Raw genomic sequence first — 22,266 nt, forward strand, 5'->3', positions numbered from 1 at the left:
CGCCCGCAAGGCCCCCCTGCGCCGTGCCGGGGCGGTCCGGCGGCCCTGCCGCGGGGGATCCGCAGCCGAGCCGCGCATTGACATTGCCGCGCGATCCCCCACATGGTGCCGCGCCGATCGCAGGTCGCAGGGCAAAAAGAGGGTTCCATGGCTGTCGTCGTCGTCGAAAGCCCGGCCAAGGCCAAGACAATCAACAAATACCTGGGCTCCGACTATACGGTTCTGGCCTCCTATGGCCATGTCCGCGACCTGCCTCCCAAGGATGGATCGGTCGATCCCGACCATGAGTTCGCCATGACCTGGGAGGTCGCGGCGGATTCGAAGAAGCATGTCCGCGCCATCGCCGACGCGCTGAAGACCGACGACACGCTCATTCTCGCGACCGACCCCGACCGCGAGGGCGAGGCGATCTCGTGGCACCTGCAGGAGGCGCTGGCCTCCTCGCTGAAGAAGGGCAAGACCGTCCGCCGCGTGACCTTCAACGCGATCACCAAAGCGGCGGTGACCGAGGCGATGAAGGCCCCGCGCGAGGTCGATACCGCGCTGGTCGAGGCCTATCTGGCCCGCCGGGCGCTCGACTATCTGGTGGGCTTCACCCTCTCGCCGGTGCTCTGGCGGAAACTGCCGGGGGCGAAATCGGCGGGCCGGGTGCAGTCCGTGTGCCTGCGCCTGATCGTCGAGCGCGAGATGGAGATCGAGGCCTTCCGCGCCCGCGAATTCTGGACCGTCTCGGCGGTGCTCGCCACCCCGCGCGGGCAGGAGTTCGAGGCCCGCCTGACGGTGCTCGGCGGCAAGAAGCTCGAGAAGTTCGACCTTGCCACCTCCGAGGCGGCGGAACTGGCCGTGCAGGCCGTGACCTCGCGGCCGCTGAAGGTGGCCTCGGTCGAGGCCAAGCCCGCGAGCCGGAACCCCTCGGCCCCCTTCATGACCTCGACCCTCCAGCAGGAGGCGTCGCGCAAGTTCGGCATGGGGGCGAAACAGTGCATGTCGGCGGCGCAGCGGCTCTATGAGGCGGGCCACATCACCTACATGCGGACCGACGGCATCGACATGGCGCCCGAGGCGGTGATGGCCGCGCGCGACGAGATCAAGCGGCGCTTCGGGGCGAACTATGTCCCCGACAGCCCGCGCATGTACAAGAACAAGGCCAAGAACGCGCAGGAAGCCCACGAGTGCATCCGGCCCGCCGAGATGTCGGCCTCGCCCGAGAAGCTGGGGCTGACCGACGCCGATCAGCGCAAGCTCTACGAGCTGATCTGGAAGCGGACGCTGGCGAGCCAGATGGCCGCGGCGCGGCTCGAGCGGACGACGGTCGAGATCGCCTCGCCCGACGGGCAGGTGGGCCTGCGCGCCACGGGTCAGGTCGTGCTCTTCGACGGCTTCCTCAAGGTCTATGAGGAGGGGCGCGACGACCGCGGCGACGGCGACGAGGATGACGAGGGCCGCCTGCCGCAGATCATGGCGAACGAGGCGGTGGAAAAGAAATCCATCACGCCCGAGCAGCACCACACCCAGCCGCCGCCGCGCTACACCGAGGCCACGCTGGTCAAGCGGATGGAGGAGCTGGGCATCGGCCGGCCCTCGACCTATGCCAGCATCGTCTCGACGATCCAGGACCGGGAATATGTCCGCAAGGACAAGAACCGGCTGATCCCCGAGGACAAGGGGCGGCTGGTGACGGCCTTCCTCGCGAACTTCTTCCGCAAATATGTGGAATACGATTTCACCGCCGATCTCGAGGGCGAACTCGACGATGTCTCGGCGGGCGAGCGGAACTACAAGGAGGTGCTCGCGCGCTTCTGGCGCGACTTCTCGGCCGCCGTGGCCGAGACGGCCGACCTGCGCATCGGCGAGGTGCTCGACAAGCTCGACGATTTCCTCGCCCCCCATCTCTATCCGCCGCGGCCCGACGGCTCGGATCCGCGGATCTGTCCGACCTGCGGCTCGGGGCGTCTGCATCTGAAGACGGCGCGGGGCGGCGGGGCCTTCATCGGCTGCGGCAACTATCCCGACTGCCGCTACACGCGGCCGATCTCGGTCACGGGCGACGAGGAGAATGCGATCTCGCCCGACGGCAAGCTTCTGGGCCATGACGAGGACGGCGAGCCGATCTCGCTGCGCTCGGGCCGGTTCGGGCCCTACGTCCAGAAGGGCGAGGTCACGGCCGAGGTGCCGAAGCCGCCGCGGGCGAGCCTGCCCAAGGGCTGGGCGCCCGACACGGTCGATCTCGACCGCGCGCTGATGCTTCTGAACCTGCCGCGCCTCGTGGGCAGCCATCCCGAGGACGGCCAGCCGGTCGAGGCGGCCATCGGCCGCTACGGGCCTTACGTCAAGCATGGCTCGACCTATGCGAACCTGCCGGATGTGGAGGAGGTCTTCACCATCGGCATGAACCGCGCGGTCGAGGTGCTGGCGCAGAAGGCCGCCGGCCGCCGCGGCGCCTCGGCGCCGGCGCAGCCGATCAAGGAGCTGGGCGAGCATCCCGACGGCGGCCTCCTCGCCGTGATGCCGGGCCGCTACGGGCCCTACGTCAAGTGGGGCAAGGTCAATGCCACGATCCCGAAGGGGATCGAACCCGAGGCGATCACGCTCGATGAGGCTCTGGCGCTGGTGGCCGAGAAGGCCGGCAAGGCGCCGAAGAAGAAGGCGCCCGCCCGGAAGGCCAAGGCCGAAGAGGGGGCGCCGAAGAAGGCCGCGCCCAAGAAGGCGGCCGCCAAGACGACGAAGACAGCCGCCAAGAAGCCGGCTGCCGCGAAATCCACCGCCAGGAAGAAGGCGGCGCCGGATACCGACGCCGCCTGACGGGAGGGCCCTGCCGCGCTCCGGGCGGGGCCGCCTGCCGGTGCGGGAACGGTCCGGCAGGAAGTCCGGTCGGGGGGCCGCGCTCAGACCGTTCCGCGCGGGTCGATGAGGCGGCCCATGACGGCCTCGGGGCGGATCGTGCCGATGACCGATCCGCTCTCGACCACCGCCAGCTCTCCGGCGCCGTCGCGCAGCATCTCCATCACCGTGCGCACCGTGCAGTCGGCACCGACGCTCTGACCGGCGGGGGAGGGCCCCGCCTCCATCACGTCGCGCGCGGTGAGCACCCCCAGCGGGTTCATGTGGGCCACGAAATCGGCCACATAGTCCGATACCGGATTGGCGATGATCTCGCGCGCGGTGCCGCACTGGACGATGCGGCCCCCCTCCATCAGCGCGATGCGGTTGCCGATCTTGAAGGCCTCGTCGAGATCGTGGCTCACGAAGATGATCGTGCGTTTCAGCTTGCGCTGCAGGTCCAGAAGCTCGTCCTGCAGCCGCGAGCGGATCAGCGGATCGAGCGCCGAGAAGGGCTCGTCCATCAGCAGGATCGGTGCCTGGGTCACGAAGGCGCGGGCGAGGCCCACGCGTTGCTGCATCCCGCCCGAGAGCTCGCCCACCTTCCGGTCGGCCCAGGCGGAAAGGTTGACAAGTGTCAACTGCTCGTCGACCAGCGCCCGCCTATCCTTGGGCGCCATGCCCGCCATCTCGAGGCCGAGGCCCACATTGTCGCGCACTGTCCGCCAGGGCAGCAGGCCGAACTGCTGGAAGACCATGGCGATCCGGCTGAGGCGCAGCCGGCGCAGGTCGGCGGCCGTGGCGTTCGTCACCGACACCATCCGGTCGCCGTCCGAGACGCGCACCTCGCCCCGCACGACGGGGTTGAGCCCGTTCACGCCGCGCAGGAGCGTCGACTTGCCCGACCCCGACAGGCCCATGAGGACGAGAATCTCGCCCTCGGCCACGGTGAGCGAGCAATCGTGCACGCCGAGCACCTGGCCGGTCTCGGCCTGCACCTCGGATCGGCTCTGTCCGCGGTCCATCAGGGGCAGGGCCCGTTCGGGATGATCGCCGAAGACGATGGAGACCCGGTCGAATTCCACGGCGGTCATTTGCGCGTCACCCTCAACATGCGGTCCAGGACAATCGCCACGACGACGATGATGAAGCCCGACTCGAAGCCGAGGGCGGTGTTGACGGTGTTGAGCGCCCGCACCACCGGCACGCCGAGCCCGTTCGCCCCCACCAGCGCCGCGATGACGACCATCGACAGCGAGAGCATGATGGTCTGGTTGAGGCCGGTCATGATCTGGGGAAAGGCGTAAGGAAGCTCGACCTTCCAGAGCCTTTGGCGCGGCGTCGCGCCGAAGGCGGTCGCGGCCTCCTTCAGCGCCATGGGCGTCGAGGCGATGCCCAGATGGGTAAGCCGGATCGGCGCGGGCAGCACGAAGATCACCGTGGCGATCAGGCCGGGCACCATGCCCAAGCCGAAGAAGACGATGGCCGGGATCAGATAGACGAAGGTCGGCAGGGTCTGCATCAGATCGAGGACCGGGCTCATCGCCTGATAGAGCCGCGGCCGGTGGGCGGCGGCGATGCCGAGCGGCACGCCGATCGCCATGCAGGTGACGCAGGCCAGAAGGATCAGCGTCAGGCTCTGCATCGTCTCGTCCCAGTAGCCCTGGTTCAGGATGAAGGCGAAGCCTGCCACCACGAGCGCCGTGACGCGCCAGTTGCGCTGGAGGACCCAGGCGATCGCCGCGAGGATCACGATCACCAGAAGCGGCGGTGCCGCATCGAGCACGTTCAGCATGGCGTCGATCACCGCCTGCATCATGCGGCTGATGAGATTGAAGAACGGCCCGCCATTCGCATTGAGCCAGTCGAAGCCCATCTTCGACCAGCGGCCGACAGGCAATTTATGATCGGTCAGCCAGCCGAGATCGGTGAGCCAATCCAACATGCGCACCCCGTGTGGTGGATCATGAGAGGCGGCCCCGTGGCGGGCCGCCGAGGTCTGCCGGGATCAGACGGCGCGCGCCCCCGCGGGACGCGCGCCCGAAGGATCAGAGGCCGAGGGCTTCCTTGACCACCGGCAGCCCGTCCTTGCCGTCCACCGTCGTCACGCCGGCGAGCCAGGGATCGATGGTTCCCGGGTTGGCCTTCAGCCATTCCATCACGGCCGCGTCGGGCTCCATCCCGTCGTCGAGGATCTTGCCCATGATCTCGTTTTCCATGGGGAGGGTGAATTTCTGCTGCGACAGCAGCTTGGTCACGTTCGGGCAGTCTTCCTTGAAGCCCTTGCGCGCCACGGTCTTGACCACGCCTTCCTCGCCGAAGAAATCCTCGCCGCCCGGCAGGTATTTCAGCGAGAAGGTGGCGTTCATCGGATGGGGCTCCCAGCCGAGGAAGACCACGCCCTTCTCCTGCGGGTAGAAGCGGGCCACCTGGGCCAGCATCCCCTGCTCGGAGCTCTGGACGACCTCGAACCCTTCGAGCGGCTTGCCGGCCTCGGTCAGGCTGATGAGATATTCGTTGCCCTCGTTGCCGGGCTCGATGCCGTAGACCTTGCCTTCCAGCTCGTCCTTGAACTTGGCGATGTCGCCGTAGCTCTTCAGGCCCTTGTCATAGAGATAGGTCGGCACCGCGAGCGTGTATTTCGTGCCTTCGAGGTTCGTCGTGATTTCCTCGATGCTGCCCTTCTCGAGATAGGGGCCGATGGCGCCTTCCTGAGCGGGAAGCCATGTGCCGAGGAACACGTCCACATCGCCCTTGTCCATCGAGGCGTAGGTCACGGGCACGCCGAGGATGTCGACCTCCACCTCGTAGCCGAGCGCCTCGAGCACCTGGCGGGTGGCGGAGGTGGTGACGGTGATGTCGGTCCAGCCCACATCGGAGAAGGTCACCTCGCGGCACTGGTCCTGGGCGAGGGCGGTCCCCGTCATGGCCAGGGTCGAGGCGGCGGCCAGCAGGGCCTGTCGGATGGGCGTCATGATGTCTCCCTGTTTTTTGTTGATTGACGAGTCAATAAACTTCACGATAGCTCGGCTTGGCAACCACAAAATCAGGTATTCTGCACATGCCGAAACTCGGTATGGAGCCTATCCGAAAGGCCGCGCTCGTCAAAGCCACGATCGTCGAGATCGGGCGGGCGGGATCTCTCGACGTGACCGTGAGCCAGATCGCCAAGCGCGCGGGCATGTCCTCGGCCCTTGCGCACCACTACTTCGGTGGAAAGGAAGCACTTTTCATTGCGGCGATGCGTCACGTCCTGTCGCTCTACGGGGCCGAGGTGCGGGGGGCGCTGCTCGGTGCGGCGACCCCTGCCGCCCGGATCACCGCCATCCTGCAGGCCTCGTTCTCGGCCACGAATTTCCGGCGCGAGGTGGTGGGGGCGTGGCTGAATTTCTACGTTTTGGCCCAGACCGCGCCCGAAGCGAAACGGCTTCTGGCGATCTATCAGCGCCGTCTGCGGTCGAATCTCCTCGTCGGGCTGCGGCCCCTGGCCGGGGAGCGGGCCCGCGACCTCGCCGACGGGCTCGGGGCGCTGATCGACGGTCTCTATCTGCGCGAGGTGCTGAAGGACGGCGCGCCCGATGGCGCGGCGGCCGTAGCCTGTGCCCGCGCCTATCTGAACGCCCATCTGAAGGAATGTCCCCTGTGAGAGCCCAGCCCGCCGCCAGCCATTTCGTCGACGGCCGTCCGCTCGAGGATGAGACCGGCGCGCCGATCCCCGTGATCTATCCCGCCACCGGCGAGGAGATCGCCCGCCTTCACGAGGCCACGCCTGCCGTGATCGAGGCGGCGGTGGCCTCGGGCGTGCGTGCGCAGGCGGCCTGGGCCGCGATGCGGCCCGTCGAGCGGGCACGGATCCTGCGCCGCGCCTCGGACCTGATCCGCGCGCGTAACGAGGAGCTGAGCCTTCTCGAGACGCTCGACACCGGCAAGCCGCTGCAGGAGACGCTGGTGGCCGACTGGGCCTCGGGGGCGGATGCGCTCGAGTTCTTCGCGGGCCTCGCGCCGACGGTGACGGGCGAGACCGTGCCGCTGGGGCAGGATTTCGTCTATACGATCCGCGAGCCCCTGGGCCTCTGCGTGGGCATCGGCGCCTGGAACTACCCGAGCCAGATCGCCTGCTGGAAGGCCGCGCCCGCACTCGCGCTCGGCAATGCGATGGTGTTCAAGCCCTCGGAGGTGACGCCGCTCGGCGCGCTGAAGCTGGCCGAGATCCTGATCGAGGCGGGCCTGCCGCCGGGGCTCTTCAACGTGGTGCAGGGCCGCGGCGGGGTAGGGGCGGCGCTCGTCACCGACAGCCGGGTGGCCAAGGTCTCGCTCACGGGCTCGGTGCCCACGGGCCGGCGGGTCTATGCCGCCGCGGCCGAGGGCGTGCGCCATGTCACGATGGAGCTCGGCGGCAAGTCGCCCCTGATCGTCTTCGACGATGCCGATCTGGAGAGCGCCATCGGCGCGGCGATGCTCGGCAACTTCTATTCGGCGGGCCAGATCTGCTCGAACGGGACGCGGGTCTTCGTGCAGAAGGGGATCAAGGAAGCCTTCCTCGCCCGGCTCGCCGAGCGGGCCGACGCGATCCGCATGGGCGATCCGCTCGACCCCGAGGTGCAGATGGGGCCGCTCGTCTCGCAGGCGCAGCTCGAGAAGGTGCTGGCCTATATCGAGAAGGCCCGCGCCGAGGGCGGCCGCCTCGTCTGCGGCGGCGAGGCCTCGGTCAGCCCCGGCTGCTACGTCCAGCCCACGGTCTTTGCCGATGTGACGGACGAGATGACCCTCGCGCGCGAGGAGGTGTTCGGGCCGGTGATGGCGGTCCTCGATTTCGAGACCGAGGAAGAGGCGATCGCGCGGGCGAATGCCACCGACTTCGGCCTCGCGGCGGGCGTCTTCACGGCGGATCTCACGCGGGCGCACCGGGTGGTGGCGCAGCTGCAGGCGGGGACCTGCTGGATCAACGCCTACAACCTCACGCCGGTCGAGGCGCCCTTCGGCGGGGTGAAACTGTCGGGCGTGGGCCGCGAGAACGGCCGCGCCGCCGTCGAGCACTATACGCAGGTGAAGTCGGTCTATGTCGGCATGGGGCCGGTGGACGCCCCCTACTGAGGAGCCGGAATGTTCGATTACATCATCGTCGGCGCCGGCTCGGCCGGCTGTGCCATGGCCTATCGCCTCGGCGAGGCGGGCCGCTCGGTGCTGGTCATCGAGCATGGCGGCACCGATGCCGGGCCCTTCATCCAGATGCCCGCGGCGCTCTCCTATCCGATGAACATGGGGATCTACGACTGGGGCCTGAAGACCGAGCCCGAGCCGCATCTGGACGGGCGCGTGCTGGCCACGCCGCGCGGCAAGGTGATCGGCGGCTCCTCCTCGATCAACGGCATGGTCTATGTCCGCGGCCATGCGCGCGACTTCGACCACTGGGCCGAGAGCGGGGCCACCGGCTGGGGCTTTGCCGATGTGCTGCCCTATTTCAAGCGGATGGAGAACTGGCACGTCCCCGGCGACGCCGAGTGGCGCGGCCATGACGGGCCGCTGCATGTCACGCGCGGCCCGCGCTCCAATCCCCTGTTCAACGCCTTCATCGAGGCGGGGCGGCAGGCGGGCTATCCGGTGACCGACGATTACAACGGCGCGGCGCAGGAGGGGTTCGGCCCGATGGAGGCCACGATCTGGCAGGGGCGGCGCTGGTCGGCCGCCAATGCCTATCTCAGGCCCGCGATGAAGCGCTTCGGGGTCAAGCTCACCCGCGCCCTCGCGCTGAAGGTGGTGATCGAGGAGGGCCGTGCGGTGGGCGTCGAGGTGCAGCGCCGCGGCGGCCGCGAGGTGATCCGGGCCGGCCGCGAGGTGATCCTCGCCGCCTCCTCGCTCAACACGCCGAAACTTCTGATGCTGTCGGGCATCGGGGCCGCCGCGCATCTGGCCGAGCACGGGATCCCGGTCGTGGCCGACCGGCCGGGCGTGGGCCGGAACCTCCAGGATCATCTGGAGGTCTACATGCAGTTCGCGAGCCTCCAGCCGGTCACGCTCTTCAAGCACTGGAACCTGCGCGGCAAGGTCAGCATCGGCGCGCAGTGGCTCTTTACCGGGCGCGGGCTCGGGGCCTCGAACCAGTTCGAGGCCTGCGCCTTCATCCGCTCGAAGCCGGGCGTGGATTATCCCGACATCCAGTATCACTTCCTGCCCATCGCCGTGCGCTACGACGGCAAGGCCGCCGCCGAGGGCCACGGCTTCCAGGTGCATGTGGGGCCGATGCGCTCGCCCTCGCGCGGGTCGGTGACGCTGCGCTCGGCCGACCCCGAGGCGCCGCCGGTGATCCGCTTCAACTACATGTCCACCGAAGAGGATTGGCAGGACTTCCGCCGCTGCGTCCGCCTCACGCGCGAGATCTTCGCGCAGGAGGCCTTCCGGCCCTTCGTCCGGCACGAGATCCAGCCGGGGCCGGCCTGCGCCTCGGATGCGGAGATCGACGCCTTCATCCGCGAGCATGTCGAGAGCGCCTACCACCCCTGCGGGACGGCGCGGATCGGGCGGGCGGACGATCCGATGGCGGTCGTCGATCCCGAGTGCCGGGTGATCGGGGTCGAGGGGCTGCGCGTGGCCGACAGTTCGATCTTCCCGCGGGTGACGAACGGCAACCTCAACGCGCCCTCGATCATGGTGGGCGAGAAGGCGGCCGACCATATCCTCGGCCGGACCCCGCTCGCGCCGCTGAACCTCGAGCCGGTGATGAACCCGAACTGGCGCACGGCACAACGCTGAGGCCTTGGGCCGTCCGGCCGGAGGCCCCGCGCGGGAGCGTCCTGCGACGGATCGGGGTGCGCCTCGCAAGGCGGGGAGACGTGCGGGCGACACTCGGGCCGCGGGTTTCGGCTCGTGTCTCGTTCCCGTCGGCGGGGTGCCGCGCGCGGGACTGCGCGCGGAGGTTGCCCGGGCAGCGGCAGGCTCGGGCAGAGGCTGCCGCCGCTCTGGGGCAGGTCTTGAGACTTTCTTGACGCTTCCCTGACTTCCGGCTTGCGTCCGGGCCGGAGAGGCGGGCATGTCTGCCGGCATGTTAAGACTTCGTTCACTCCTCGTTCTGGCCGCCCTTCTGCCGCTCCCCCTTCTCGCCGCGCCCGTGGAGGGGCCGGCGCGCGTGATCGACGGCGACACGCTCGAGATCGAGGGCGTCCGGGTCCGCCTCTTCGGCATCGATGCGCCCGAGCACGACCAGACCTGTGGCGATCCCGACCGGCTCTGGCCCTGCGGGTCCTGGGCGACCGAGCGGCTCGAGCTCCTGCTCGGCGGCCGGGCCGTGCGCTGCGAGGGCGACGAGCGCGACCGCTACGGCCGTCTGCTCGCCACCTGCGAGGCCCGCGGCGAGGATGTGGGCGCGCGGATGGTGCGCGAGGGCGCGGCCGTGGCCTACCGCCGCTATTCGGCGCGCTATGTGCGCGAGGAGGCCCGGGCCGAGGCGGAGGGTCTTGGCGTCTGGTCGGGCCCGATACAGCGCCCCGAGGACTATCGCCATGCGCCGCCCGCGCCGCCTCCGCCCGAGGACTGCGCGATCAAGGGCAATGTCTCGCGGAACGGCCGGATCTATCACATGCCCGGACAGGCGGACTATGCGCGCACCGTGATCTCGGGGCCCGAGGAGCAGTGGTTCTGCACCTCAGCCCAGGCCGAGTCTGCGGGCTTCCGGCCGGCGAAGCGCTGACATTGATGCGCATCAAGGCGGCGAAAGAATCTGTGACGTAGCTTTTCCCTAACGAAACCAAGAGGGAGCACGGCATGATCCACACCCCGCACGAGCTGATGGCGGATCTTCCGGGCGTGACCGGACCGAACGGCACCCTCAGGAAAACCGACCCGCATTTCGCGCGTCTTGTCTGGAATGAACGCGGCTGAACCTCGTGGTTCGCAGGGTCCCTCGCAGGACCGCAGAGCCGGCACGCACCGGATGAGGATCGCGCCATGAGCGCGTGCATATGAGAGGGCCTCGCAGGCCGCGCGACAGCGGCCTGCTAATCGACAATCTCGTATGGCAGCAATCCGCGCCGGTCGGGGTCCACCCGAAGGCGCTTTTCCAGCGGCGGCACAGACCGCTGGTGGCACTCCTGCCGGTCACAGATCCGGCAGGAGATGCCGATCGGCTCGAAGCTCCCCTTCAGATCCAGCCCGTCCGCATAGACCAGCGCATCGGCATGCTGCACCTCGCAGCCGAGCCCGATGGCGTAGCGGCGCACGGGCGCGGTGAAGGAGCCGCCGGGCTTCGACACGTCCCGCGCGAGCAGCAGATAGCGCACCCCGTCCGGCGTCTGGGCCAGCTGGCGCAGGAACCGCCCCGGCGTCTCGAAGGCGCGGTGAACGTTCCAGAGCGGGCAGGCGCCGCCGAAGCGCGCGAACTGGAAGCGCGTGGCCGAGTGACGCTTGGTGATCGTGCCCGCCTGATCGACCCGGACGAAGAAGAAGGGCACGCCCTTGGCGCCGGGCCGCTGCAGCGTCGAGAGCCGGTGCGCCACCTGTTCGATCGAGGCGCCGAACATGTCGGCCAGCCGCTCGAGATCGTGCCGCGTCTCGGCCGCCGCCTGCAGGAAGGGGCGATAGGGCAGGAGGGCCGCCCCGGCGAAGTAGTTGGCGAGCCCGATCTTGGCGATCTCGCGCGCCTCGGCGGTCTGGAACCGGGCCAGATCGAGCGTGGCCTCGAGCAGGTCGTTCTGGGTCAGGAGCGCCACCTGATGCAGCAGCTGGAACCTCTGCGTCGGTGCCGCCGCCCGGGCCGAGAGGCGCAGCGCATTCCCCTCGCGGCTGCGAATCGCCGGCATGTCCGCCATCTGCAGATCGAGCCCCGCCCGTGTCAGCGTCTCCATCGCGGCGGAAAAGACGTCGCGCCGGACGCCGCCGGGGGCCGCGTAATGTTCGGCCGCCCGGTCCACCGCATCGAGGTAATTGTCGCAATAGTGAAAGAAATCCCGCACCTCCTCCCAGGGCGAGGGGCGCAGGTCGGCCTCGTCGCGCCCCAGCGCCTCGTCGAGCGAGGCGAGCCGCTCGTGGGTCTGCCGATAGGCGCGGTGCAGGTCGAGGAAGGCGCGCGCGAAGGCGGGCGCGTTCGAGGCCACGAGCCGGAGGTCGGCCAGGGGCGGGCTGTCGGTGAAGACCGGATCGGCCAGCGCCTCGCGCATGTCGGTGACGATGCGCTCGGCCTCGGAGGTGGTGAGCTTGGTCACATCCACCCCGAACTCCTGCGCGAGCGCCAGGACCACGGTGGCCGAGACCGGCCGGTGGTTGTTCTCCATCTGATTGAGATAGGGCAGCGAGGCGCGGAGCCGCTCGGCAAAGACCTTCTGCGTGAGCCCGAGCTTCACCCGCAGCTCGCGCAGCTTCGCCCCGGCATAGAGTTTCTGCGCCATCTGCGGCCTCCCTTTGCAAAGTCCTTCCTGCCTTTGCAAAGGAACCGCGTCAACGGCCGCGTCAGGTGGCGAGGCCGAGAGCCCGCGCGCGGCGCATCACCCAGAGGATCGCGGCGACCGAGGCCGCGCCCGAGAAGAGCATGATGAGGATGAGCGGCATCTCTCCGCCCTCGACCGTCAGCACCACTCCGGCGAGCGCCGCGAGGGCTGCCCCCCCGCCGATCATGATCGCCCCGCCGAGGCCCGAGGCGGTGCCTGCGAGTTGCGGGTGGATCGAGAGCATCCCCGCATTGGCATTGGGCAGCACCATGCCGTTGCCGAGCCCCACCGCCGTCATCATGCCGAAGAAGAAGAGCGGATGATGCAGCCCGGCCAGCGTGCCCGCCATCAGGACCCCGAGGCCCAGCGTGGTGGCGACCGTGCCCCAGAGCACCATCCGGTTCATGCCCATGCGGATCGAGAAGCGCCCGGACAGGAAGTTCCCCAGCGCATAGCCGATGGCCGGGGCCGAGAAATAGAGCCCTACCTGCGAGGAGGAGAGATGGAAGATCTCGGTCCCCACGAAGGGGGCGCCGCCGAGATAGGCGAAGAAGCAGCCCGAGGCGAAGGCGGCGCAAAGCACATAGCCCCAGAAGCGCTGCGAGCCCAGAAGGGCGGGATACTGGCGCAGCTGCGCGCCGAAGCTCACCGGGCGGATCTCGGAGGTCTCGCCGAGATCGGCCCAGACCAGCGCCGTGACGAGGAGCCCCAGCACCAGGAGGAGGGTGAAGTTCGCCTGCCAGCCGAAGACCTCGTCGAGCATCCCCCCGATCACCGGCCCGATCATGGGCACGAGCGACATGCCCATCGTGACATAGCCGATCATCGAGGCCGCCTGTTCGTCGGGCACCATGTCCCGCACGACGGCGCGGCTCAGCACCATGCCGGCCGCGATCACCGCCTGCGCCATGCGGAAGACGAGAAAGACCTCGGCCGAGGGCGCAAGCAGCGTGCCCACCGTCGCCACGAGGAACAGGCCCAGCGACCACAGGATCACGTTCCGCCGGCCGAACCTGTCCGAGATCGGCCCCACCGCCACCTGCAGGAGGGCGCTGAGCCCGAGATAGAGCGCGACCGACAGTTGCAGGAGCTGGTAGGGCGCATCGAACCAGGCGGACATCCCCGGCAGCGACGGCAGGAAGATGTTCATGGCCAACGCCGCCAGCCCCGTCAGCATCACCAGCGTGAGGATATGGGGCGGCGAGCGGCGGTCGAGGAAGCGGGGTGGGGGGAGCGCGATCATCGACAGGACTTAGGCCTGCTGCAGCGGTCTGTCCATCAGCTCCAGCTGTGGAAGATGAAGAATGCGCCGAGCCCGATGAAGGCGAAGCCCAGCAGGTGATTCCAGTGCAAAGGCTCCTTCAGCCAGAGCACCGAGAAGGCGGCGAAGACGACGAGGGTGATGACCTCCTGGATGGTCTTCAGCTGGGCGGCCGAGAAATGGGCATGTCCGATCCGGTTGGCCGGCACCTGGAGCAGATATTCGAAGAAGGCGATGCCCCAGCTCACGAAGATCACGATGAGAAGCGGCGCGCTCTTGTACTTCAGGTGCCCGTACCAGGCGAAGGTCATGAAGATGTTCGAGGCGAGAAGCAGACCGATGGTGACGAGGGGCACCGGAAGCGTGGGCATGGCGAGATCCTGAGAAGGGTTTGCGATTTGCAGGCGGGCTTTGCAAAGTCATTTGCAAATATCCCGAAATTTTCTTTCGCAGCGAAGGGCTCCTGACTATGGTGCGGCGAAATTCGAGGGGCAAGGCCATGAAAGACATTCTCCAGGAACTCGAGAACCGCCGCGCGATCGCCCGCGCCGGCGGCGGCCAGCGCCGGGTCGAGGCGCAGCACAAGCGCGGCAAGCTGACGGCGCGCGAGCGGATCGAACTCCTGCTCGACGAGGGCTCGTTCGAGGAATTCGACATGTTCGTGCGCCACCGCTGCACGGACTTCGGGATGCAGGACGACCGTCCCGCGGGCGACGGCGTCGTGACCGGCTGGGGCACGATCAACGGCCGCATGGTCTATGTCTTCAGCCAGGACTTCACCGTGTTCGGCGGCTCGCTGTCCGAGACCCATGCGCAGAAGATCTGCAAGATCATGGACATGGCGATGCAGAACGGCGCGCCGGTCATCGGTCTGAACGACTCGGGCGGTGCGCGCATCCAGGAGGGCGTGGCCTCGCTCGCAGGCTATGCCGACGTGTTCCAGCGCAACATCATGGCCTCGGGCGTGATCCCGCAGATCTCGGTCATCATGGGCCCCTGCGCGGGCGGCGCGGTCTACTCGCCCGCCATGACCGACTTCATCTTCATGGTGCGCGACACCTCCTACATGTTCGTGACCGGCCCCGATGTGGTGAAGACGGTGACGAACGAGGTGGTGACGGCCGAGGAACTCGGCGGGGCCTCCACCCATACGAAAAAGTCTTCCGTGGCCGATGGCGCCTTCGAGAACGACGTCGAGGCTCTCTACGAGATTCGCCGCCTCGTCGATTTCCTGCCGCTCTCGAACCGCACGCCCGCCCCGGTGCGGCCCTTCTTCGACGATGTGGCGCGGATCGAGGACAGCCTCGACACGCTGATCCCCGACAACCCGAACCAGCCCTACGACATGAAGGAGCTCATCCTGAAGATCGCCGACGAGGCGGACTTCTACGAGATCCAGAAGGACTTCGCGGCCAACATCATCACCGGTTTCATCCGGCTCGAGGGCCAGACGGTGGGGGTGGTGGCGAACCAGCCGATGGTGCTGGCGGGCTGCCTCGACATCGACAGCTCGCGCAAGGCCGCGCGCTTCGTGCGCTTCTGCGACGCCTTCAACATCCCGATCCTGACGCTCGTCGACGTGCCGGGCTTCCTGCCGGGCACCGGGCAGGAATATGGCGGCGTCATCAAGCACGGGGCGAAGCTGCTGTTCGCCTATGGCGAGGCGACCGTGCCGAAGGTCACGGTCATCACCCGCAAGGCCTATGGCGGCGCCTATGACGTGATGGCCTCGAAGCACCTGCGCGGCGATTTCAACTATGCCTGGCCCACGGCCGAGATCGCGGTGATGGGCGCCAAGGGCGCGACCGAGATCCTCTACCGCTCGGAACTGGGCGACAAGGAGAAGATCGCCGCCCGCGCGAAGGAATATGAGGACCGCTTCGCCAACCCCTTCGTGGCGGCCGAGCGCGGCTTCATCGACGAGGTGATCATGCCGCATTCGACCCGCCGCCGGGTGTCGAAGGCCTTCGCGAGCCTGCGGAACAAGAAACTCGCTAATCCGTGGAAGAAGCACGATAACATTCCCCTCTGATCCGGGGGAGGGGAAGGATGAGGCTCGCCGCTGAGGATGGCGTCGGCACCGTGCGGAGCCCCGCGGCTTCCGCACGGGGGCGCGCGAATCGTCGGGGCCGGGGGCCCGGGCTGCCGCGCAGGCGGGCGCCCGGGGTCCGGCGGGGAGGGGCTGCGGCATGACCGAGACCGACCCGATTGCCGTGCCCTCGGGCCAGGCGGTGACGCTGATCGACACGATCTGGAACGAGCCGGGCCCGGCGGGCCTGACCTTCCGCTTCCGCTTTCTCACGCCCGGCATCGCCGCCGGAGGGGGAGTGGATTACGATACGGCCTTTTCCGACATGGTGGCCCTGTGCGAGAGCTATGTCCTGCCCCGGGTTGCCGAAGTGGTTCCGCCGCCCGCGCAGGTCATCGTTTCCCTCTCGGACAGGCCGGTTCCCTTCGGCGAGGCCGACCCCGACGCCACGCAATACTTCGAGGCCTTCAGCATCCGGGATGGCCACTGCATCTGGGAGGCTTTCTGATGGCAACACCACCTATTGTGGTCTGGCCCCAAATTTCGGGGTTGGCTGATGTAGAAGAGTCACAGGACAAGGCTTTGAAACGCATGATGTGTCAATCGCTTGGGGGATCAGATACGATGCTGGACGACCGAACCCAAGCGGTCTATGCCTCGCAGGAAGTCCACGTTGAGGAAGGTTCCTCAGCGTCGGCTTGCAATAAAAAATGGAGTAGAGGATGTCGAAGAGCACTGTCGTTTTCGCGCTGTGCATGGTTGCCTTCGTGGCTGCCTGCGCGAAAAAAGAAGAAGCCGTGTACGTGGAACAGCCGGCCGTCACGACCGAGCCGGTCTACACGGGCAAATACAAGTAATCTGCCCGGGCGGGCCGTCGAGTCTCTCCGGCCCGCCTACACCTTCGCCCTCCCGATCCGGGAGGGCGTGCCATGCTGAAGCACCGCGGCTTCCCGAGCCGGCTTCCGGGCACCGATCTCCAATATACGATCCGCCGCGCCAACAAGGAGGGCGCCACGCGCATCATCCGGCGCGAGCGCTACCGCGACCGCAAGGCCGTCGATCGCGCGGCCGATGCTGGCTTCCTTGCGGCCCTCTGGGCCCATTTCGGCGAGGAGCCGTTCGAGCGCGGCAATCTCGACGCGGGCCGCCTGTCGTGGCTCTTCGGCCGCGAGGTCGTGGCGGCCGAGGATCCGTTCGATCCTGAATCCTACGACGCCCTGCTGCGGATCGACCGCCGCAAGGCCGAGGCCGCCTTTCCCGAGGTCTTCGCTCCCGATGCGCCGCCGGCGGCCTTCGAGGACGATTGGGACGACACGGACGAGGACTAGGCATGGAGTCGCGCAAGCATCTGCTCCTGCGGCCGGATTTCGCGCATCGCGAAATGCACGCCCACTTGGCCTTTGTCTGCCCGCCGGATGCGCCCCATGTTGAAGAAGCGGAAGCCTCCACCTCGGCGGGGCACCTTCCGCAGTCTTGCGACCCTTCCCTTTCCTTCCGGTCCGGTGCCTCTCGCACCGGGCCGGCCTTTTCCCCGTTTGAGCGGCAATCGGCCGAGCCCGCCCCGCGACCGATTTTCGGCTTTTCCGCGTCGCCGGTTGCGGTAATCCTCGGCTCCGACAAAACAGAAGCCGGAGGCAGAGCATGTCCAACATCACGAAATTCCTTCTTCTCGGGGCCATCGCCGCGACCGTCTCGGCCTGCGACACGGCGACCGGCCGTGCCGGTGGCGGCGCGCTCGCGGGCGCGGCTCTCGCCGATGCGACCGACGAGAACATGGTGGCCGGTGCCGCTCTCGGCGCCCTCGCCGGCGCTGCCAGCTGCGGCGTACCGGGCCTGCCGGCCTGCCGCTCGGGCGGCAACTACTACTGAGGTCGGTGCCGCTCCCGCGGCGCTGATCGCAGGCTTCGGCACCGCTCCGGCGGCGTCGCGCAACCCTTTCCGCGCCGCTTCGGCCGCGCAGACCACTGCATCTCAGGGACCGTCCGGGCTTTGGCCCGGGCGGTCCTTTTCGTTTTCGCGCCTTGCCGCGCGCTGCTGACAAAGGGACGATGATGTTCAAGAAGATCCTGATCGCGAACCGGGGCGAGATCGCCTGCCGCGTCATCAAGACCGCCCGCAAGATGGGCATCCAGACGGTCGCCGTCTATTCCGACGCCGACCGCAATGCGCTCCACGTCAGCATGGCGGACGAGGCGATCCATATCGGGCCGCCGCCCGCCAACCAGTCCTACATCGTGATCGACAAGATCATGGAGGCGATCAAGCAGTCGGGCGCCGAGGCGGTGCATCCGGGCTACGGCTTCCTGTCGGAACGGATGGATTTCGCCGCGGCGCTCGAAGCGGCAGGCGTGGTCTTCATCGGCCCGCCTTCGCGGGCGATCGAGGCCATGGGCGACAAGATCACCTCGAAGAAGCTGGCGAAAGAGGCCGGCGTCTCGACGGTTCCGGGCTACATGGGCCTGATCGCCGACGCCGACGAGGCGGTGAAGATCTCGAACGAGATCGGCTATCCGGTGATGATCAAGGCCAGCGCCGGCGGCGGCGGCAAGGGCATGCGCATCGCCTGGAGCGAGGCCGAGGTCAAGGAAGGCTTCGAATCCTCGAAGAACGAGGCCGCCAACAGCTTCGGCGATGACCGGATCTTCATCGAGAAGTTCGTGACCCAGCCGCGCCACATCGAGATCCAGGTGCTGGCCGACACCCACGGCAACTGCGTCTACCTGCACGAGCGCGAATGCTCGATCCAGCGCCGCAACCAGAAGGTCATCGAGGAGGCGCCCTCGCCCTTCCTCGACGAGGCGACCCGCAAGGCCATGGGCGAGCAGGCCTGCGCGCTGGCCAAGGCCGTGGGCTATGCTTCGGCGGGCACGGTGGAATTCATCGTCGACGGGCAGAAGAACTTCTACTTCCTCGAGATGAACACCCGCCTGCAGGTGGAGCATCCCGTCACCGAGCTCATCACCGGGATCGATCTTGTCGAGCAGATGATCCGCGTGGCGGCCGGCGAGAAGCTGCCCTTCCAGCAGTCGGACCTGAAGATCAACGGCTGGGCGATGGAAAGCCGTCTCTATGCCGAGGATCCCTACCGCAACTTCCTGCCCTCGATCGGCCGGCTCACCCGCTACCGCCCGCCGGTCGAGAGCGTGACGCCGACCTCGGTCGTGCGCAACGATACCGGCGTCTACGAGGGCGGCGAGATCTCGATGTATTACGACCCGATGATCGCCAAGCTCTGCACCTGGGCGCCGACGCGGGACGCGGCCATCGAGGAGATGCGGCTCGCGCTCGACACGTTCGAGGTCGAGGGGATCGGCCACAACCTGCCCTTCGTGGGCGCCGTGATGGACCATCCGCGCTTCGTGAAGGGCGACATCACCACGGCCTTCATCGCCGAGGAATATCCCGACGGCTTCCAGGGCGCGGTTCTCGACGAGCCGACGCTGCGCCGGGTGGCTGCGGCCGCCGCCGCGATGAACCGCGTGGCCGAGATCCGGCGCACCCGCATCTCGGGAACGATGAACAACCACGAGCGGCATGTGGGCGTCGACTGGGTCGTGGCGCTGCAGGGCGAGAGCTATCACGTCAGCATCGCCGCCGACCGCGAGGGCTCGACGGTGAGCTTCTCGGACGGCTCCTCGCTGCGCGTGACCTCGGACTGGACGCCGGGCCAGGCGCTGGCCAGCCTGATGGTCGATGGCAGGCCGCTGGTCATGAAGGTGGGCAAGGTGCCGATGGGCTTCCGTCTGCGGCTGCGCGGCGCGGATCTGAAGGTCCATGTCCGCACGCCGCGTCAGGCCGAGCTTGCGCTTCTCATGCCCGAGAAGCTGCCGCCCGACACCTCGAAATACCTGCTCTGCCCGATGCCGGGCCTCGTGGTGAAGATCAACGTGGCCGAGGGCGACGAGGTGCAGGAGGGTCAGGCGCTGGCCACGGTCGAGGCGATGAAGATGGAGAACATCCTGCGCGCCGAGCGCCGCGGCACGGTCAAGAAGATCGCCGCCGCGCCGGGGGCGAGCCTGCGGGTGGATGACGTGATCATGGAGTTCGAATGAGCTACCGGCCGGCCGGGTTCCTCTCGAGCAGTTCGTCCCGTCGCAGGGGGAACTTGTCGATGGCCCGGCCGATCTCGCGCGCGTCCCAGGGCAGGGGCTTGCGCAGCTTCACCTGCCCGTCCTTGTCGAAGATCACGAGCGAGAAGCCGCGGGGATGCAGCGTCCTGCGGATCTCGGACGGATCGTCGGGGCTGGGGTCGAAGATCACGATCACGTCGCGCTCGTCGAGAAAGTCCAGACGGTCGGCGATCATCTCCATCTGCCGGATGAAGTTCGGATCGGTCTCGGTGTCGGCAAAGACCACCACCGGCCGTTTCGTCCACAGGAATTGTGAAAGCGTGAGTCCTTGGGCCTCGACCGGCCCCGGCCCTTCGGGGGCTGGGGTCTCCGCGAGGGCAGACAGGGGCAGAAATGCTGCAAGAGCAAGAATTTGAACGGGTTTCATGCGGCCTCCCGTCCTCATATAGGCCGGCACCCGCCGAAACCCAAGTCTCACGCGTGGCCCCGCGCCCGCGGTCAGTAAGAGGGAAGAGCCGATGACCGAAGATCTCGATGCGTGGCGCAAGCTCGCCGAGAAGGAGCTGAAGGGCAAGAGCCCCGACAGCCTGACCTGGAACACGCTGGAGGGCATTCCGGTCAAGCCGCTCTATACCAAGGCCGATCTTGCGGGGATGGAGCATCTCGACGGGCTGCCCGGGGTTGCGCCCTTCACCCGCGGCGTGCGCGCCACGATGTATGCGGGCCGCCCCTGGACGATCCGGCAATATGCGGGCTTCTCGACCGCCGAGGCCTCGAACGCCTTCTACCGCAAGGCGCTGGCCGCGGGTCAGCAGGGCGTCTCGGTGGCCTTCGACCTCGCGACCCACCGCGGCTATGACAGCGACCACCCCCGCGTGGTGGGCGATGTGGGCAAGGCGGGCGTGGCCATCGACTCGATCGAGGACATGAAGATCCTGTTCGACGGCATCCCGCTCGAGAAGATCTCGGTCTCCATGACGATGAACGGCGCGGTGATCCCGATCCTCGCCAATTTCATCGTGACCGGAGAGGAGCAGGGCGTGCCGCGCTCGGAGCTGTCGGGCACGATCCAGAACGACATCCTCAAGGAGTTCATGGTCCGCAACACCTACATCTATCCGCCCGAACCCTCGATGCGGATCATCGCGGACATCATCGAATACACCTCGAAGGAGATGCCGAAGTTCAACTCGATCTCCATCTCCGGCTATCACATGCAGGAGGCGGGGGCGAACCTCGTGCAGGAGCTGGCCTATACGCTGGCCGACGGGCGCGAATATGTCCGCGCGGCGCTGGCGCGCGGCATGAATGTGGACGATTTCGCAGGACGGCTCAGCTTCTTCTTCGCCATCGGCATGAACTTCTTCATGGAAGCCGCGAAGCTCCGCGCGGCGCGGCTTCTGTGGCACCGGATCATGTCCGAATTCGCGCCGAAGAAGCCGGGCAGCCTGATGCTGCGCACCCATTGCCAGACGTCCGGCGTCTCGCTTCAGGAGCAGGATCCCTACAACAACGTGATCCGCACCGCCTACGAGGCGCTGTCGGCGGCGCTCGGCGGCACCCAGTCGCTGCATACGAACGCGCTCGACGAGGCCATCGCGCTGCCCACGGAATTCTCGGCCCGGATCGCGCGGAACACCCAGATCATCCTGCAGGAAGAGACGGGCGTGACCAGGGTCGTCGATCCGCTCGCGGGCTCCTACTATGTCGAAAGCCTGACCGCGGAGCTTGCGGAAAAGGCCTGGGCGCTCATCGAGGAGGTCGAGGCCATGGGCGGCATGACCAAGGCCGTGGCCTCGGGGATGCCCAAGCTCAGGATCGAGGAATCGGCTGCCCGGCGGCAGGCCGCCATCGACCGCGGCGAGGATGTGATCGTCGGCGTGAACAAGTATCGTCTGGCCAAGGAGGATCCGATCGAGATCCTCGACATCGACAACGTGGCCGTCCGGGACGCGCAGATCGCGCGGCTGGAAAAGATGCGCGCCGCCCGCGACGAGGCCGCCTGCCAGGCGGCGCTCGACGAACTGACCCGCCGCGCCGCTGAGGGCGGCAACCTGCTCGAAGCCGCGGTGGATGCCTCGCGCGCCCGCGCCTCTGTCGGAGAGATCAGCATGGCCATGGAGAAGGTGTTCGGCCGCCACCGGGCGGAAGTGAAGACGCTCTCGGGCGTCTATGGCGCGGCCTACGAGGGCGACGACGGCTTCGCGCAGATCCAGCGCGACGTCGAGAGCTTCGCCGAGGAAGAGGGCCGCAGGCCCCGGATGCTGGTGGTGAAGATGGGCCAGGATGGCCACGACCGCGGCGCCAAGGTGATCGCCACCGCCTTCGCCGACATCGGCTTCGACGTCGATGTGGGCACCTTGTTCCAGACGCCCGAGGAGGCGGCGCAGGACGCCATCGACAATGACGTCCATGTGGTGGGCATCTCCTCGCTGGCGGCGGGCCACAAGACCCTCGCGCCGAAGCTGATCGAGGCGCTGAAGGAGAAGGGCGCGGGCGACATCCTCGTGATCTGCGGCGGCGTGATCCCGCAGCAGGATTACGACTTCCTGCAGCAGGCGGGGGTGAAGGCCATCTTCGGCCCCGGCACCAACATCCCCTCGGCGGCCAAGCACATCCTCGACCTGATCCGCGAGGCCCGCAGCTGACACGGCCGGCGCCGCCCCACAC

Annotated in this window: 19 protein-coding genes; 12 read left to right on the top strand and 7 right to left on the bottom strand. The window is 67.8% G+C overall.

Annotation, left to right across the window (positions count from 1 at the left end; translation table 11 throughout):
• The first annotated feature begins 147 nt into the window (after positions 1–147).
• Positions 148–2,802 (top strand): type I DNA topoisomerase, encoded by a 2,655-nt coding sequence (gene topA / locus A9O63_RS13165; protein ID WP_069332351.1) that lies wholly within the window; start codon positions 148–150, stop codon positions 2,800–2,802.
• An 83-nt stretch (positions 2,803–2,885) separates the two neighbouring features.
• Here the strand turns inward: topA and choV are convergent, their stop codons facing one another.
• The 3 genes from choV to choX form a co-directional block, all read right to left on the bottom strand.
• Entirely contained in the window at positions 2,886–3,914 is a 1,029-nt protein-coding gene (gene choV, locus A9O63_RS13170) for a choline ABC transporter ATP-binding protein (RefSeq protein WP_009562908.1), read from the bottom strand.
• Positions 3,911–4,765, bottom strand: a complete 855-nt coding sequence (choW, locus tag A9O63_RS13175) for a choline ABC transporter permease subunit (RefSeq protein WP_069332352.1) — start codon at positions 4,763–4,765, stop codon at positions 3,911–3,913. The genes choV and choW overlap by 4 nt, the downstream gene beginning before the upstream one ends.
• Positions 4,766–4,868: 103 nt before the next feature.
• Positions 4,869–5,795, bottom strand: coding sequence for a choline ABC transporter substrate-binding protein (gene choX / locus A9O63_RS13180; RefSeq protein ID WP_069332353.1), 927 nt, complete (start codon positions 5,793–5,795; stop codon positions 4,869–4,871).
• 86 nt (positions 5,796–5,881) lie between these two features.
• On the opposite strand from choX, the gene betI reads away from it, so the two are divergent.
• From betI to A9O63_RS13200, 4 genes are all read left to right on the top strand, one after another.
• A complete protein-coding gene (gene betI / locus A9O63_RS13185; RefSeq protein WP_084295886.1) occupies positions 5,882–6,466 on the top strand; it encodes a choline-binding transcriptional repressor BetI in 585 nt (194 codons plus the stop codon).
• The gene (gene betB, locus A9O63_RS13190) at positions 6,463–7,914 is read left to right on the top strand and encodes a betaine-aldehyde dehydrogenase (RefSeq protein WP_069332355.1); all 1,452 of its coding nucleotides are present in this window, start codon (positions 6,463–6,465) and stop codon (positions 7,912–7,914) included. Before betI ends, betB begins: the two co-directional genes overlap by 4 nt.
• A 9-nt stretch (positions 7,915–7,923) precedes the next feature.
• The gene (gene betA / locus A9O63_RS13195; RefSeq protein WP_069332356.1) at positions 7,924–9,570 is read left to right on the top strand and encodes a choline dehydrogenase; all 1,647 of its coding nucleotides are present in this window, start codon (positions 7,924–7,926) and stop codon (positions 9,568–9,570) included.
• A 277-nt stretch (positions 9,571–9,847) separates the two neighbouring features.
• Entirely contained in the window at positions 9,848–10,504 is a 657-nt protein-coding gene (locus tag A9O63_RS13200; protein ID WP_235836985.1) for a thermonuclease family protein, read from the top strand.
• A 307-nt stretch (positions 10,505–10,811) separates the two neighbouring features.
• Here the strand turns inward: A9O63_RS13200 and pccR are convergent, their stop codons facing one another.
• The 3 genes from pccR to A9O63_RS13215 all read right to left on the bottom strand — a co-directional run bounded on the left by pccR (position 10,812) and on the right by A9O63_RS13215 (position 13,868).
• Positions 10,812–12,197, bottom strand: coding sequence for a propionyl-CoA assimilation transcriptional regulator PccR (pccR, locus tag A9O63_RS13205; protein WP_069332357.1), 1,386 nt, complete (start codon positions 12,195–12,197; stop codon positions 10,812–10,814).
• Between the two features lie 61 nt (positions 12,198–12,258).
• Positions 12,259–13,479: a multidrug effflux MFS transporter gene (locus A9O63_RS13210; RefSeq protein ID WP_069332358.1), complete on the bottom strand. Its 1,221-nt coding sequence runs from the start codon at positions 13,477–13,479 to the stop codon at positions 12,259–12,261.
• A gap of 35 nt (positions 13,480–13,514) precedes the next feature.
• A complete protein-coding gene (locus tag A9O63_RS13215; RefSeq protein ID WP_069332359.1) occupies positions 13,515–13,868 on the bottom strand; it encodes a DMT family protein in 354 nt (117 codons plus the stop codon).
• Between the two features lie 128 nt (positions 13,869–13,996).
• Here A9O63_RS13215 and A9O63_RS13220 point away from each other — a divergent pair, with 128 nt between their 5' ends.
• The 6 genes from A9O63_RS13220 to A9O63_RS13240 all read left to right on the top strand — a co-directional run bounded on the left by A9O63_RS13220 (position 13,997) and on the right by A9O63_RS13240 (position 19,578).
• The gene (locus tag A9O63_RS13220; protein WP_002719342.1) at positions 13,997–15,529 is read left to right on the top strand and encodes an acyl-CoA carboxylase subunit beta; all 1,533 of its coding nucleotides are present in this window, start codon (positions 13,997–13,999) and stop codon (positions 15,527–15,529) included.
• Between the two features lie 157 nt (positions 15,530–15,686).
• Positions 15,687–16,034 (top strand): DUF6497 family protein, encoded by a 348-nt coding sequence (locus A9O63_RS13225; RefSeq protein WP_069332360.1) that lies wholly within the window; start codon positions 15,687–15,689, stop codon positions 16,032–16,034.
• Positions 16,035–16,248: 214 nt separating this feature from the next.
• Positions 16,249–16,383, top strand: a complete 135-nt coding sequence (locus A9O63_RS23575) for a hypothetical protein (RefSeq protein WP_002719344.1) — start codon at positions 16,249–16,251, stop codon at positions 16,381–16,383.
• A gap of 72 nt (positions 16,384–16,455) precedes the next feature.
• Complete coding sequence (locus tag A9O63_RS13230; protein ID WP_069332361.1) at positions 16,456–16,854, top strand: hypothetical protein; 399 nt, start codon at positions 16,456–16,458, stop codon at positions 16,852–16,854.
• A 313-nt stretch (positions 16,855–17,167) separates the two neighbouring features.
• Positions 17,168–17,395: a hypothetical protein gene (locus A9O63_RS13235; RefSeq protein WP_069332362.1), complete on the top strand. Its 228-nt coding sequence runs from the start codon at positions 17,168–17,170 to the stop codon at positions 17,393–17,395.
• A 182-nt stretch (positions 17,396–17,577) separates the two neighbouring features.
• Positions 17,578–19,578, top strand: a complete 2,001-nt coding sequence (locus A9O63_RS13240; RefSeq protein WP_069332363.1) for an acetyl-CoA carboxylase biotin carboxylase subunit — start codon at positions 17,578–17,580, stop codon at positions 19,576–19,578.
• Between the two features lies 1 nt (position 19,579).
• On the opposite strand, the gene A9O63_RS13245 is transcribed toward A9O63_RS13240, so the two are convergent.
• Positions 19,580–20,209 carry a DUF4174 domain-containing protein gene (locus A9O63_RS13245; protein ID WP_328585909.1) on the bottom strand — a complete coding sequence of 210 codons (630 nt, stop codon included), beginning with the start codon at positions 20,207–20,209 and terminating at the stop codon, positions 19,580–19,582.
• Between A9O63_RS13245 and scpA the strand changes: the two genes are divergently transcribed.
• Positions 20,115–22,244, top strand: a complete 2,130-nt coding sequence (gene scpA, locus A9O63_RS13250; protein WP_069332365.1) for a methylmalonyl-CoA mutase — start codon at positions 20,115–20,117, stop codon at positions 22,242–22,244. The two genes, A9O63_RS13245 and scpA, sit on opposite strands and share 95 nt — an antisense overlap.
• Positions 22,245–22,266: the final 22 nt, after the last annotated feature.

Origin of the sequence: Cereibacter johrii (assembly GCF_001720585.1) — a bacterium.
GTDB lineage: Bacteria > Pseudomonadota > Alphaproteobacteria > Rhodobacterales > Rhodobacteraceae > Cereibacter_A > Cereibacter_A johrii.

Excerpts from the sequence above, each read along its gene's own strand:
- topA (WP_069332351.1), top strand. The coding sequence starts at position 148 with ATGGCTGTCGTCGTCGTCGAAAGCCCGGCCAAGGCCAAGACAATCAAC.
- choV (WP_009562908.1), bottom strand. The coding sequence starts at position 3,914 with ATGACCGCCGTGGAATTCGACCGGGTCTCCATCGTCTTCGGCGATCAT.
- choW (WP_069332352.1), bottom strand. The coding sequence starts at position 4,765 with ATGTTGGATTGGCTCACCGATCTCGGCTGGCTGACCGATCATAAATTG.
- choX (WP_069332353.1), bottom strand. The coding sequence starts at position 5,795 with ATGACGCCCATCCGACAGGCCCTGCTGGCCGCCGCCTCGACCCTGGCC.
- betI (WP_084295886.1), top strand. The coding sequence starts at position 5,882 with ATGCCGAAACTCGGTATGGAGCCTATCCGAAAGGCCGCGCTCGTCAAA.
- betA (WP_069332356.1), top strand. The coding sequence starts at position 7,924 with ATGTTCGATTACATCATCGTCGGCGCCGGCTCGGCCGGCTGTGCCATG.
- A9O63_RS13200 (WP_235836985.1), top strand. The coding sequence starts at position 9,848 with ATGTCTGCCGGCATGTTAAGACTTCGTTCACTCCTCGTTCTGGCCGCC.
- pccR (WP_069332357.1), bottom strand. The coding sequence starts at position 12,197 with ATGGCGCAGAAACTCTATGCCGGGGCGAAGCTGCGCGAGCTGCGGGTG.
- A9O63_RS13210 (WP_069332358.1), bottom strand. The coding sequence starts at position 13,479 with ATGATCGCGCTCCCCCCACCCCGCTTCCTCGACCGCCGCTCGCCGCCC.
- A9O63_RS13215 (WP_069332359.1), bottom strand. The coding sequence starts at position 13,868 with ATGCCCACGCTTCCGGTGCCCCTCGTCACCATCGGTCTGCTTCTCGCC.
- A9O63_RS13220 (WP_002719342.1), top strand. The coding sequence starts at position 13,997 with ATGAAAGACATTCTCCAGGAACTCGAGAACCGCCGCGCGATCGCCCGC.
- A9O63_RS13225 (WP_069332360.1), top strand. The coding sequence starts at position 15,687 with ATGACCGAGACCGACCCGATTGCCGTGCCCTCGGGCCAGGCGGTGACG.
- A9O63_RS23575 (WP_002719344.1), top strand. The coding sequence starts at position 16,249 with ATGTCGAAGAGCACTGTCGTTTTCGCGCTGTGCATGGTTGCCTTCGTG.
- A9O63_RS13230 (WP_069332361.1), top strand. The coding sequence starts at position 16,456 with ATGCTGAAGCACCGCGGCTTCCCGAGCCGGCTTCCGGGCACCGATCTC.
- A9O63_RS13235 (WP_069332362.1), top strand. The coding sequence starts at position 17,168 with ATGTCCAACATCACGAAATTCCTTCTTCTCGGGGCCATCGCCGCGACC.
- A9O63_RS13240 (WP_069332363.1), top strand. The coding sequence starts at position 17,578 with ATGTTCAAGAAGATCCTGATCGCGAACCGGGGCGAGATCGCCTGCCGC.
- scpA (WP_069332365.1), top strand. The coding sequence starts at position 20,115 with ATGACCGAAGATCTCGATGCGTGGCGCAAGCTCGCCGAGAAGGAGCTG.
- A9O63_RS13245 (WP_328585909.1), bottom strand. The coding sequence starts at position 20,209 with ATGCCCTCCAGCGTGTTCCAGGTCAGGCTGTCGGGGCTCTTGCCCTTC.